This window comes from Kitasatospora dryopteridis, assembly GCF_050749075.1.
GTDB lineage: Bacteria > Actinomycetota > Actinomycetes > Streptomycetales > Streptomycetaceae > Kitasatospora.
Genome location: NZ_CP192749.1, coordinates 6,218,935 through 6,231,710, shown reverse-complemented (window position 1 = coordinate 6,231,710; position 12,776 = coordinate 6,218,935). Strand labels below are relative to the sequence as shown.

The window sequence follows — 12,776 nt, the reverse complement described above, 5'->3', positions numbered from 1 at the left end:
AAAATTCGCTGGTACCGCGGGGCCGCTGCTGCCAGCCTGGGCCGCATGCCCTCGCCCACCGATCGCCTGCTGCGCGAGCTGTACGACTCCCTCGACCGGCGCAGACGCCCCGAGGACATCGCCCGGACGGTCCTGGACCTGTTCGAGGCCGACGGCACGGAGATCGGCCCGCGGACGCGCGCGGCACTGGAGAAGGCCGCCGGCAACTCCCTGCAGAGCCTCTGGCACGGCTACACCTCGATGCTGGAGGACTTCGCCCGCCCGGTCGGTGCGCAGCGCCAACTGGCCGCCGCGGCCGAGCTGTTCGACACCCTGCCGGTCCTGCCTCCGGAGGCCGGTGACGACCCGGAGCGGATCGAGGCCGCCATCCGCACGGCCGGCGCCGAGATCCGCAAGGAGTACGGCCTGAGCGACTTCCACGAGGACCGGCTGAACCGCGCCGAGCGGGCTGCGGCCGGGATCGGCGAGGTCTCCGCCCGGCGCTACAACAAGCGGTTCCGGCTGCTGCGGCGGATGGAGGAGAAGCCGCTCCGCGTCCTGGAGGGGCAGCGCCGGCGCGAGATCACCGTGATCGGCAAGAGCGGCCTCGCCTCCCGTCTGCCGTACGAGCTGTTCGCGGCCGACACCGTGACGGCGGCGTTCGTCGCCTACCTGACGGCGCGGGCCAATCTGCGCGGGCGGTTCACGATCCACGGGCAGACCCGGCCGTACGACGAGGTGGCCGCCGCGCTGTTCCGGCAGCTGGCCCCGGACACCGCCCAGTGGTTCGCCATTGCGCACGTCCACCCGGTGCCGGAGGTCCTGGAGCACGTAGGGGACGAACAGCGCGGTCTGCTGCTCGGCCGCTGGTACGGCATCCTGCTGGAGGTCGCCGAGCAGCTGGAGACGCTCTGGGAGAAGGACCGGCCGGACCGCAGCACGATGATCGTGCGGCGCGGCAGCGACTCCACCGCCTGGAACCAGGCCGCCCGGGCCTGGTCGAAGGCGCGTTCGCACTGGTTCGCCCTGCTGGAGGCGATGGGCGCCGAGGAGATCCTGGCCCGGATCTGCCCCGGCAAGGTGATGATGCTGGTCGCCGCGGACGTGGCGTACTGGCACCGCAGGTCGGGCCGGGGGCTGCACCCGGACACCGACGTGTGGGCCGAACTGCCGCTGCCGTGGGAGGTGCTGCGCGGCGAGGCGCAGTGCCCGCAGTGGCTGGTCGAGCAGGTGTGCCGGCGGCACGGCGTGGTCCCCGGGCTGAGCGGCTGGACGCAGGCCCGGCGGGCGCCGGTCGCCGTACCGTTCGAGCCCACCCCGGAGCTGGTGCACGGCGTGACCGTGGCCGACCCGCTGCTCGCCTCCCTGTTCCGTTCCGCCGGGGTCTTCTCCGGGCGCCCGCCCCGCCCGGCGGCCGCGGAATTGCGTTGACCGCCGCCCGCCGCGGCGGGAAGGATGCTGCCCGGTCCATGGGCACCGGGAAGCTCTGCGGTGGAGCGCCCGGCTCGACTTCCAGGTGGCCGCAGGTTCGAATCCTGCCCCCGTGCCCATGGGCCCCCTTCCTCCTCCCCCTCCCGTGCCGGCGACGCCTGCCCGCGTGAGCTGTGTCTCACCCCGGCGCGCCCGCATTGCCTATGCAACTCGTTGCATAGCAGGATGCGGGCATGGCACTGGAGCACGCGATCCTCGTCTCCCTCCTGGAGCAGCCCGGGTCGGGCTACGAGCTGGCCCGCCGCTTCGACCGCTCCATCGGGCGCTTCTGGACCGCCACCCACCAGCAGATCTACCGGGTGCTGCGGCGGATGGAGGCGGACGGCTGGGTCGCCGCGGAGGAGGTCGCCCAGGACGGGCGGCCGGACAAGAAGGTGTACTCGGCCACCGCGGAGGGCCGCGGCGTCCTGGTCGGCTGGCTTCGCGAGCCGGTCGAACCGGAGACCGTCCGGCACGAGCTGGCGGTGAAGATCCGGGCCGCGGCCTTCGACGACCCGGCCGCGCTCGTCCCCGAGGTCGAGCGGCACCGCACCGAGCACGCCGCCCTGCTCGCCCGCTACCTCTCCGGCGAGCAGCGGGACTTCCCCGACCCGGACGCCCTCGACGCCCAGCAGCGCCTCCAGCGCGTGGTGCTGCGCGGCGGCATCGAGTACGAGCGGATGATCCTCGCCTGGCTGGACGACGTGCTCGCCACCCTGCACCGCCTGCAAGCCCCGCCACCCTCGACCCCTGGGACCTGATGATGCAGCTGTTCAACCCGCGCACCTACGACCCCGCGCAGTTCGACGACACCACCCGCCGGCTGCTGCGCGCGACCGTCGACTGGTTCGAGTCGCGCGGCAAGAAGGCGCTGATCGACACCTACATCGACCGCACCTGGTACGCGGACTTCCTGGAGTTCGCCGCCAAGGAGGGCCTGTTCGCGGAGTTCCTGACGCCGTCCTCGGCCGACCCGGCGAAGCGCTGGGACACCGCCCGGATCGCCGAGCTCAACGAGATCCTCGGCTTCTACGGCCTCGGCTACTGGTACACCTGGCAGGTCACCATCCTCGGCCTCGGCCCGGTCTGGCAGAGCGAGAACGAGGCGGTCCGCGCCCGCGCGGCGCAGCTGCTCTCCGAGGGCCACGTGATGGCGTTCGGCCTGTCCGAGCGCAGCCACGGCGCGGACATCTACTCCACCGACATGGTGCTCACCCCGGACGGCGAGGGCGGCTTCACCGCCACCGGCTCCAAGTACTACATCGGCAACGGCAACGTGGCCGGCCTGGTGTCGGTCTTCGGCCGCCGCTCCGACGTGGAGGGCCCGGAGGGCTACGTCTTCTTCGCCGCCGACAGCCGACACGAGGCGTACCACCTGGTCAAGAACGTGGTGAACGCGCAGATGTACGTCAGCGAGTTCCGCCTGGAGGAGTACCCGGTGCGCGCCGAGGACGTGCTGCACACCGGCAAGGCCGCCTTCGACGCCGCGCTGAACACCGTCAACGTCGGCAAGTTCAACCTGTGCACCGCCTCGATCGGCATCTGCGAGCACGCGATGTACGAGGCCGTGACGCACGCCCACAACCGGGTGCTGTACGGCAAGCGGGTCACCGAGTTCGCCCACGTGAAGCGGGAGCTGACCGACGCGTACGCCCGCCTGGTCGCGATGAAGCTGTTCAGCTCGCGGTCGGTGGACTACTTCCGCACCGCCTCCCCGGAGGACCGCCGCTACCTGCTCTTCAACCCGATGACCAAGATGAAGGTCACCACCGAGGGCGAGAAGGTCATCGACCTGATGTGGGACGTCATCGCGGCCAAGGGCTTCGAGGCGGACACCTACTTCGACAAGGCCGCCAAGGACATCCGCGGCCTGCCGAAGCTGGAGGGCACCGTCCACGTCAACCTGGCGCTGATCCTCAAGTTCATGGGCAACTACCTGTTCAACCCGGCGGAGTTCGCGCCGGTGCCGAGCCGGGTGGACGCCGCGGACGACGAGTTCCTGTTCCGCCAGGGCCCGGCCCGGGGCCTGGGGGCGATCCGCTTCCACGACTGGCGCACCGCGTACGACGCGCACGCCGCCGTGCCGAACGTGGCCCGCTTCCGCGAGCAGGCGGACGGCCTGTGCGCCCTGCTGCTGGCCCACGCGCCGAGCGCCGAGCAGCAGCAGGACCTGGACTTCCTGCTGGAGATCGGCCAGCTCTTCGCGCTGGTCGTCTACGGCCAGCTGGTGCTGGAGCAGGCGGAGCTGACCGGCGTGGACGGCGACGTCCTGGACCAGATCTTCGACGCCCTGGTGCGGGACTTCTCCGCGCACGCCACCGAGCTGCACGGCAAGTCCTCCACCACCGAGGAGCAGGCCGCCTGGGCGCTGGCGCACGTCCGCCGCCCGGTGGCCGACGCGGAGCGCGCCGCCCGGGTCTGGGCGCAGGTCGAGGCGCTGTCCGGCTCCTACGAGATGCAGCCGTAAACGCGAGGGAGGGGGTGCCGCCTCTCCGGCACCCCCTCCGCCCTTCCCGTCAGAAGGTCAGCTTCCAGCTGTCGATCTTGCCGGTGTCCTGCGCGGCCACGTCCTGCACCTTCAACTTCCAGGTTCCGTTGGCGACTTCACTGGAGGCATTGACGGTGTAGGTGGTGATCACGTTGTCGGCCGAGTCGTTGGAGCTGGAGTTCTTCAGCCGGTAGGTGCTGCCGTCCGGCGCGACCAGGTCGACCACCAGGTCGCCGCGCCAGGTGTGCTTGATGTCCACGCCCACCTGCAGGGCGGCCGGGGCGTTGCCGGACACGCCGGAGACGGTGATCGAGGAGGTCACCGCCGCGCCCGCGTCCGGGATCGCCACGTCGGCGGTGTTCTCGAAGACCGTGCCGGGCGGCGGGGCGGTCTCGGTGCCGAGCGTCCAGATCGCGTGCGCGATGGCGTCGCTCATCCGGTCCAGCGCGGTGTCGTTGATGTTCGCGGCGGTGTCGCAGGACGAGTGGTAGCAGCGGTCGAAGGCCTGGCCCGCGGTGCCGCCCCACTTGCTCGCCTGGGCGCTGGTCTTGGTGTAGTCGGCGCCGCTGAACAGGCCGCCGACGGGGATGCCCGCGTTCTTGAACGGCGCGTGGTCGGAGCGGCCGTCGCCCTCGGTCTCGGGCTCGGTGGCCACACCCAGGCCGGAGAAGTACGTCTTGAACAGGTTGTCCAGCTTGGTGTCGTCGTCGTAGACGAAGTAGCCCGGGTTCGGCGAGCCGATCATGTCGAAGTTGAGGTACGCCTCGATGCTCGAACGATCGGCGCTGGACAGGCTGTTGACATAGTTCTTGGAGCCGATCATGCCGTACTCCTCGGCGCCCCACCAACCGAACCGCAGGTGCTTGGTGGGCTGCAGGCCGGCCCGCGAGACGGCCAGGGCGACCTCGAGGATGCCGGCCGAGCCGGAGCCGTTGTCGTTGATGCCGGGACCCCCGGTGACGGAGTCCAGGTGGGAGCCGGCCATCACCGTGTGCGAGGTGTCGCCGCCCGGCCAGTCGGCGATCAGGTTGTAGCCGGTGGCGCCGTTGTAGCTGAAGGTCTTCAGCGACGTGGTGTAGCCGGCGGCGTCCAGCTTGGCCTTCACGTAGTCGATCGAGGCCTTGTAGCCGGCCCGGCCGTGCGCCCGGTTGCCGCCGTTGGCGGTGGCTATGGACTGCAGCTGGGCGAGGTGCGCCTTGACGTTGGCGACCGGGATGTCGGGGGCCGCGGCGACGGTCGGCGCAGCAGCGGGCCGGGCCATGGCGTTGGGCGCGAGAAGGGTGACGGCCACGCTGGCGGCGGCCACGGCGAGGAGTGCGGCGGGAGGGCGCAGGCGGGATCGCCGCTGCGCACGCCGGTGGGCATGCAGGGACACGTAGGACTCCGAGTTCCGGTGGGGCAGAAACGGGACCTGACGGCACGCCGAACGGTGGGGTGGGGCGGTCGGCGCGCAATTGACGCGCTCATGATGATCGGGGGTCGGTAAAGCTACCGTCAAGGGGCGTGCCGGTAAAGGCTGTTCGCCTGACAAGCGGTCACCGCGGGCCACGGACGGAGCAGCAGCGCGGGCCGCAGCCACCCGATCCCGGCACAGTGGCCAGGAGTGCCCCCGCAGTGAAAGGCCCGCCGGCATGCCGCCGAACCTCCGCCCGCCCCTCCTCCCCCGCCTGCCCCTCCTCCGCCACCTGCTGGCCGCCGCCGCGCTGGCCGCCGCCCTGCTCCCCGCCGCCCCGGCCGCCGCCGCGCCCCAGGTCCGCACCGCCTACGGCCGCCCCGTCCCGTTCGGCGACGGCGCCGCACACACCTACGTCCGGCTGCGCGGGAACGAGCCCGTCGAGATCGGCGTCGCCCTCACCCGAGGCTCGCTGGACGATCTGCCCACCGAACCCAGCGACGGCCGGCACTGCTTCGACCGCAACGCCGACGGCACCGTCGACCCCGTGCACGAGTGCGCCGGCGGCCACGAGTACGAGCTCGCGCTGCCCCGGGCCCTGCGGGACGTTCCCGGGGTGCCGCTGACCTTCGCCATGCTCGACTGGGACCCGGCCGGCCACGGCCCGCCGCACGTCTACGACCGCCCGCACCTGGACGTCCACTTCTACCTGCAGTCCGACAGCGAGCGGCAGGCGATCCGCCCCGGCCCGTGCGGCGCCCTGGTCGACTGCACCGACTACGCCACCGCCACCCGGCCGCTGCCGCCCGAGTACCTGCCCGCCGACTACGTGGACAAGGGCATCGTCCAGGTCGCCATGGGCAACCACCTCACCGACCCCATGAGCGACGAGTGGCACGGGCACACGTTCACGCGCACCTTCGTCTACGGCACCTACGACGCCCGGATCACCTTCCTGGAGCCGATGATCACCTTCGACGCGCTGAAGGCCGCCGAGGGCGCCGACCCGGCGGACGCCTGCCGCCCGATCAAGCAGCCGCAGGCCTGGCAGGTGCCCGGCTGGTACCCGCAGGCCTACTGCCTGCGCCACTCCCCCCTCAGCGGCGAGTACACGGTGTCGCTGGAGGACTTCGCCCGGCACTCCTGAGCACGGCCGTCCCACCCGATCACACCTGGAGGTCCCCATGCCGCCCGTCGGACTGCTCGCCCGCATCGAGGCCAAGCCGGAGCACGCCGAGGAGGTCGCCGAACTGCTGATGGGCGCCCTCCCGATGGCCGTCGAGGAGGTGGACACCCGGACCTGGTTCGCCTTCCGCGAGAGCGAGACGGTCTTCGGCATCTTCGACACCTTCGACGACGCCCAGGGCCGCGAGTACCACCTCCAGGGCCGGATCGCCGCCGCCCTGATGGAGGCCGCCCCCCGGCTGCTCACCGCCCCGCCCGACATCCGCTACGTCGACGTCCTGGCGGCGGCCCTGCCGTAGCCCTGGGGTGTGCCCCGCCTGCGGACGTACGGTGGACGTGGAGAGGCTCAGCCATGATCTACACCGACCGCGAGGAAGCGGGCCGCCGACTGGCGGCCGAACTGCAGCGGTGGCGCAGGGCCGACCCGGTCGTGGTGGCCCTGCCCCGCGGCGGCGTCCCGGTGGCCGCACCGGTGGCCCGGGCGCTCCGCGCACCGCTCGACATCTGCGTGATCCGCAAGCTCGGCGTGCCCTTCCAGCCGGAGCTCGGCATGGGTGCGATCGGCGAGGGCGGCGCCCGGGTGGTCAACGAGGCGGTGGTGCGCGGCGCCCGGGTCAGCCACGAGCAACTCGCCGAGGTCGAACGGCACGAACGCGCCGAGCTGGAGCGCCGGGCCGAGCGCTACCGGCGGGGCCGCCCGCCGGTGCCGCTGGAGGGCCGCACCGTGATCGTGGTGGACGACGGCGTGGCGACCGGCTCGACCGCGCTGGCCGCCTGCCGGATCGTCCGTGCCAGGGGCGCGGCCCGGGTGGTCCTGGCGGTGCCGGTGGCGCCGCAGGACTGGGCGGCCCGGCTCGGCGAGGACGTGGACGAGCTGGTGTGCCCGCACACGCCGTCCAGGTTCTGGGCGATCGGCGAGTTCTACACGGACTTCTCGCAGACCTCCGACGCCGAGGTGATCGCCCTGCTGGACGAGGCGGCGGCGGACCGGCTCCGGCCGGAGGAGGCGCCGGAGATCGCGCTGGAGGTGGGCGGGGTGGAGCTGCAGGGCGTGCTGACGCTGCCGCAGGACGCCCTGGGGGTGGTGCTGTTCGCGCACGGCAGCGGCAGCAGCCGGCGCAGCCCGCGGAACCGGTACGTGGCCGGCGAGCTCAACCGGGCCGGTCTGGGCACCCTGCTGTTCGACCTGCTGACGCCGGCCGAGGAGATCGACCGGGTGAAGGTCTTCGACACCGGGCTGCTGGGGGCCCGGCTGGCTGCGGTGACCCGCGAGGTCACCGCCCGGCCGGACTGCGCCGGGCTGCCGGTCGGCTACTTCGGCGCCAGTACGGGTGCCGCGGCGGCGCTGTGGGCGGCCGCCGAGCCGGATCTGCGGGTGGCCGCGGTGGTCTCCCGCGGCGGCCGGCCCGACCTGGCCGGGCCCCGGCTGGCGGAGGTCGGCTCCCCCACCCTGCTGATCGTCGGCGGCGCCGACCGCACCGTGCTGGAGCTGAACCGGAGGGCGAAGGAGCAGCTGCACTGCGAGAGTGCACTGGCGGTGGTGCCCGACGCCACCCACCTGTTCGAGGAGCCCGGGGCGCTGGAGGCGGTGGCCTCCCTCGCCGCGGAGTGGTTCGCGGAGCACCTTGCGCCGGTACCCCGATGACTGGGCAATCCGTACAGCCCGGGCTGCCCCGACCTGCTCACCTTGTACACATTGATCAGTGGAATCAGCAGCTGTTGCCCAACCCTCCGGCCGGAGGCAAGCTCTGCGCAACCGCCACCGCCCGACCCTTCGCGGTGCGGAGAACCTCAACGTGGAGGAGCACCGATGACCGCCAACGCCGTGGAACTCACCCCCGCCGAGCTGGAGGCCGGCCTCGACGCCGAGCAGCTCCGCACGCTCGTCGGCCTGGTCGAGCACGACCCCGCGGGCGACCCGTTCCCGGTCACCGCGCAGGACGCGGTGGTCTTCGTCGTGGGCAACGCCACCCAGACGGCGCAGTTCTACCAGGCCGTGTTCGGCATGGAGCTGGTCGCCTACTCCGGCCCGGAGACCGGCCGCCGCGACCGCAAGGCGTTCGTGCTGCGCTCCGGCTCCTGCCGCTTCGTGATCAAGGGCGGTGTCTCCCCGGACAGCCCGCTGCTGGACCACCACCGCCGGCACGGCGACGGCGTGGTCGACCTGGCGCTGGAGGTGCCGGACGTCGACAAGTGCATCGCGCACGCCCGTGCCCAGGGCGCCACCGTCCTGGAGGAGCCGAACGACGTCTCCGACGAGAACGGCACCGTGCGCCGCGCCGCGATCGCCACGTACGGCGAGACCCGGCACACCCTGATCGACCGCTCCCGCTACAACGGCCCGTACCTGCCCGGCTACGTCGTCGCCGAGAGCAAGGTGCAGCGCCCCGAGGGCGCGCCGAAGCGGCTGTTCCAGGCGCTGGACCACGCGGTCGGCAACGTGGAGCTCGGCAAGATGGACGAGTGGGTCTCGTTCTACAACCGGGTCATGGGCTTCGTGAACATGGCCGAGTTCGTCGGCGACGACATCGCCACCGAGTACTCCGCGCTGATGTCCAAGGTCGTCGCCAGCGGCAACCACCGGGTGAAGTTCCCGCTGAACGAGCCGGCGATCGCCAAGAAGAAGTCGCAGATCGACGAGTACCTGGAGTTCTACACCGGTGCCGGCTGCCAGCACATGGCCCTCGCCACCAACGACATCCTCACCACCGTCGACGTGCTGCGTTCGCGCGGCGTGGAGTTCCTCAACACCCCGGACTCCTACTACGACGACCCGGCGCTGCGCGAGCGCATCGGCAAGGTCCGCGTGCCGATCGAGGAGCTGAAGTCGCGCGGCATCCTGGTCGACCGCGACGAGGACGGCTACCTGCTGCAGATCTTCACCAAGCCGATCGGCGACCGCCCGACCGTCTTCTACGAGTTCATCGAGCGGCACGGTTCGCTGGGCTTCGGCAAGGGCAACTTCAAGGCGCTCTTCGAGGCCATCGAGCGCGAGCAGGAGAAGCGCGGAAACCTCTGACCGACCCCCTGACGAGGAGACCGGGACATGGCGCACTACCGGCAGCTGGGCGACATCCCGCCCAAGCGGCACACCCAGCACCGCACACCCGAGGGCGGGCTGTACTACGAGGAGTTGATGGGCGAGGAGGGCTTCAGCTCGGACTCCTCGCTGCTCTACCACCGGGGTATCCCCTCGGCGATCGTGGACGCCCGGCCCTGGGAGCTGCCGAGCCAGGCCACCACGCCCAACCTTCCGCTGATCCCCCGCCACCTGAAGCTGCACCAGCTCTTCGGCGAGGAGTGGAAGGGCACGGACGTGGTGGCCGGGCGCCGCCTCGTCCTCGGCAACTCCGACGTGCGGATCTCGTACGTGGTCGCCGGGGCGCCCAGCGAGCTGTACCGCAACGGGCTCGGCGACGAGTGCGTGTACGTGGAGGACGGCGAGGCCACCGTCGAGACCGTGTTCGGCTCGCTGGAGGTCGGCCGCGGCGACTACGTGATCATCCCGCGGGCCACCACGCACCGCTGGGTGCCCACCGGCGACGGCCCGCTGCGCGCGTACTGCATCGAGGCCAACAGCCACATCACCCCGCCCAAGCGGTACCTGTCCCGGTTCGGGCAGCTGCTGGAGCACGCGCCGTACTGCGAGCGGGACCTGCGCGGGCCGGTCGGGCCGCTGCTGGTCGAGGGCACCGACGTCGACGTGCTGGTCAAGCACCGCGGCGCGACCGGCGTGGTCGGCACCCGCTACACCGTGCCGCACCACCCGTTCGACGTGGTCGGCTGGGACGGCTGCCTGTACCCGTACGCCTTCAACATCGAGGACTACGAGCCGATCACCGGCCGGATCCACCAGCCGCCGCCGGTGCACCAGGTGTTCGAGGGCAACAACTTCGTCATCTGCAACTTCGTGCCGCGCAAGGTGGACTACCACCCGCTGTCGATCCCGGTGCCGTACTACCACTCCAACGTGGACAGCGACGAGGTCATGTTCTACTGCGGCGGCAGCTACGAGGCCCGCAAGGGCTCCGGCATCGGCCAGGGCTCGATCTCGCTGCACCCCGGCGGCCACACCCACGGCCCGCAGCCGGGCGCGTACGAGCGCTCCATCGGCGTCGAGTTCTTCGACGAACTCGCCGTCATGGTCGACACCTTCCGGCCGCTGGAGCTCGGTGAGGGCGGCACCGCGAGCGAGGACCCGGGCTACGCCTGGACGTGGTCGGGCGGACGGGGGCCGGTCCGGTGAAGCCGCTCTTCGCAGGACTCTTCGACGACGCCGCGCTGTTCCCGCCCGGCGACCTGCCGCTGGCCGAGGCGGTGCCCGCCCACCGCGGGCACCGCACCGCCTGGTACGCCTGGGCGGTCGGCCCGTTCCTGTGCGGGCCCGGCCGGCTGGCCGAGCTGGTGCGCACCGCCGGCACCGGCCCGCTGCCGGTCGGGCTGGTGCTGCCGGGGGGCGGCGCGGGTCCGGCCGCGGCCCTCAAGGAGGCCGCCGGGCTGGACGTGGTGAGCATCGAGATCGCCGCCGCCGACGTCGCCGCCACCGTGGCGCAGCTGGCCGCCGAACTGCCCTCCGGGGTCACCGCGGCCGTCGAACTGCCGCGCGACGGTCGGCCGGAGGACTCGCTGGACGCCCTGGCCGGCACCCCGTACCGGGCCAAGTACCGCACCGGCGGGCTGACGGCCGACGCCTTCCCGCCGGTCGGCGAGCTGGCGGCCTTCCTGGTCGGCTGCGCCGAGCGGGCCGTCCCGTACAAGTGCACCGCCGGGCTGCACCACGCCGTCCGGCACACCGACCCGGAGACCGGCTTCGAGCACCACGGCTTCCTCAACGTGCTGCTGGCCGCCGCCGCGGGCGACCGGGCGGGTGCCGTGGAGGCGCTGGACGAACGCTCGCCCGCCGTCCTCGTCTCCGCGCTCGACGCCCTGACGGCCGATCAGGTTTCCGCTGCACGGCGTTCGTTCACCTCCTTCGGCACCTGCAGCATCGCCGAACCCCTCGCCGACCTGGCCGACCTCGGCCTGCTCCGCCCACCCACGCTGGAGGACCGTTGACCTGGCTCGACATCCCGCAGGACTCCCCCTACGGCATCCACAACCTGCCGTACGGCGTGTTCAGCGCGAACGACCAGCCCGGCCGCCGCCGGATCGGCGTCCGGATCGGCGACCGCGTGCTGGACGCGGGCGCGGCCGCCCGCGGCGTCGGCGCGCCGTCGGCGCTGCTCGACGCCGACTCGCTCAACCCGCTGATGGCGGCCGGGCACCGCACCTGGCGCGAGGTGCGCGGCGCCCTCACCGAGTGGCTGACCGACGAGACCCACCGCCCGGCGGTCGGGCCCTGCCTGCTGCCGCTCGCCGAGGTCGAACTGCACCTGCCGTTCGAGGTCGCCGACTACGTCGACTTCTACGCCTCCGAGCACCACGCCACCAACCTGGGCCGCCTGTTCCGCCCCGGCTCGGAGCCGCTCACCCCCAACTGGAAGCACCTGCCGATCGGCTACCACGGCCGGGCCGGCACGGTGGTGGTCTCCGGCACCCCGGTCGTCCGCCCGAGCGGCCAGCGCAAGGCGCCCGCCGACGCGGCGCCGACCTTCGGCCCGTCCCGCCGGCTCGACATCGAGGCCGAGGTCGCCTTCGTGGTCGGCACCCCGAGCGAGCTCGGCACCGCCGTGCCGATGTCGGCCTTCCGCGAGCACGTCTTCGGCGTCTGCCTGCTCAACGACTGGTCCGCGCGCGACATCCAGGCCTGGGAGTACGTGCCGCTCGGCCCGTTCCTCGGCAAGTCCTTCGCCACCTCCGTCTCGCCGTGGGTCGTCCCGCTGGACGCCCTGGAGCACGCCCGGGTCGCCCCGCCGGCCCGCGACGTGGAACCGCTCGGCTACCTGGACGACCGCGGCGGCGAGCCCTGGGGCCTGGACATCGCCCTGGAGGTCGCGCTCAACGGCCACCCGGTCTCCCGGCCGCCGTTCGCCGCCATGTACTGGACGGCCGCCCAGCAGCTCGCCCACATGACGGTCAACGGCGCCTCGCTGCGCACCGGCGACCTGTACGCCTCCGGCACCGTCAGCGGCCCGGAGCCGGACACCCGCGGCGCGCTGATCGAGCTCACCTGGAACGGCGAGCACCCGATCAAGCTCCCCGACGGCACCACCCGCACCTTCCTGGAGGACGGCGACGAGGTGACCATCACCGCGACCGCACCCGGCGCCGAGGGCAGCCGGATCGGCTTCGGCGAGGTCACCGGCCGGATCCTGCCCTGAC

Annotated in this window: 11 protein-coding genes and 1 tRNA gene; 11 read left to right on the top strand and 1 reads right to left on the bottom strand. The window is 72.4% G+C overall.

Annotated elements, in window-relative coordinates; genetic code table 11:
- The first annotated feature begins 45 nt into the window (after positions 1-45).
- From ACQ614_RS28055 to ACQ614_RS28040, 4 genes are all read left to right on the top strand, one after another.
- A complete protein-coding gene (locus ACQ614_RS28055) occupies positions 46-1,410 on the top strand; it encodes a hypothetical protein (protein WP_431681560.1) in 1,365 nt (454 codons plus the stop codon).
- A 42-nt stretch (positions 1,411-1,452) separates the two neighbouring features.
- Positions 1,453-1,527 (top strand) — tRNA-Ser (locus ACQ614_RS28050).
- A 116-nt stretch (positions 1,528-1,643) separates the two neighbouring features.
- Positions 1,644-2,210 carry a PadR family transcriptional regulator gene (locus ACQ614_RS28045; RefSeq protein WP_431681559.1) on the top strand — a complete coding sequence of 189 codons (567 nt, stop codon included), beginning with the start codon at positions 1,644-1,646 and terminating at the stop codon, positions 2,208-2,210.
- Complete coding sequence (locus ACQ614_RS28040) at positions 2,210-3,916, top strand: acyl-CoA dehydrogenase family protein (RefSeq protein ID WP_431681558.1); 1,707 nt, start codon at positions 2,210-2,212, stop codon at positions 3,914-3,916. Before ACQ614_RS28045 ends, ACQ614_RS28040 begins: the two co-directional genes overlap by 1 nt.
- Before the next feature lie 49 nt (positions 3,917-3,965).
- On the opposite strand, the gene ACQ614_RS28035 is transcribed toward ACQ614_RS28040, so the two are convergent.
- The gene (locus tag ACQ614_RS28035) at positions 3,966-5,198 is read right to left on the bottom strand and encodes a M28 family metallopeptidase (RefSeq protein WP_431684047.1); all 1,233 of its coding nucleotides are present in this window, start codon (positions 5,196-5,198) and stop codon (positions 3,966-3,968) included.
- 370 nt (positions 5,199-5,568) lie between these two features.
- On the opposite strand from ACQ614_RS28035, the gene ACQ614_RS28030 reads away from it, so the two are divergent.
- From ACQ614_RS28030 to fahA, 7 genes are all read left to right on the top strand, one after another.
- Entirely contained in the window at positions 5,569-6,477 is a 909-nt protein-coding gene (locus ACQ614_RS28030) for a hypothetical protein (protein ID WP_431681557.1), read from the top strand.
- A gap of 37 nt (positions 6,478-6,514) precedes the next feature.
- Positions 6,515-6,814, top strand: a complete 300-nt coding sequence (locus ACQ614_RS28025) for a putative quinol monooxygenase (RefSeq protein WP_431681555.1) — start codon at positions 6,515-6,517, stop codon at positions 6,812-6,814.
- Positions 6,815-6,867: 53 nt separating this feature from the next.
- The gene (locus ACQ614_RS28020; protein ID WP_431681553.1) at positions 6,868-8,160 is read left to right on the top strand and encodes a phosphoribosyltransferase family protein; all 1,293 of its coding nucleotides are present in this window, start codon (positions 6,868-6,870) and stop codon (positions 8,158-8,160) included.
- A gap of 165 nt (positions 8,161-8,325) precedes the next feature.
- A complete protein-coding gene (gene hppD, locus ACQ614_RS28015; protein WP_431681552.1) occupies positions 8,326-9,534 on the top strand; it encodes a 4-hydroxyphenylpyruvate dioxygenase in 1,209 nt (402 codons plus the stop codon).
- A gap of 27 nt (positions 9,535-9,561) precedes the next feature.
- Positions 9,562-10,761: a homogentisate 1,2-dioxygenase gene (locus tag ACQ614_RS28010; RefSeq protein ID WP_431681551.1), complete on the top strand. Its 1,200-nt coding sequence runs from the start codon at positions 9,562-9,564 to the stop codon at positions 10,759-10,761.
- On the top strand, positions 10,758-11,570 hold the full coding sequence (locus tag ACQ614_RS28005; protein WP_431681550.1) for a hypothetical protein: 813 nt from the start codon (positions 10,758-10,760) through the stop codon (positions 11,568-11,570). Before ACQ614_RS28010 ends, ACQ614_RS28005 begins: the two co-directional genes overlap by 4 nt.
- On the top strand, positions 11,567-12,775 hold the full coding sequence (gene fahA / locus ACQ614_RS28000) for a fumarylacetoacetase (protein WP_431681548.1): 1,209 nt from the start codon (positions 11,567-11,569) through the stop codon (positions 12,773-12,775). Before ACQ614_RS28005 ends, fahA begins: the two co-directional genes overlap by 4 nt.
- Position 12,776: the final 1 nt, after the last annotated feature.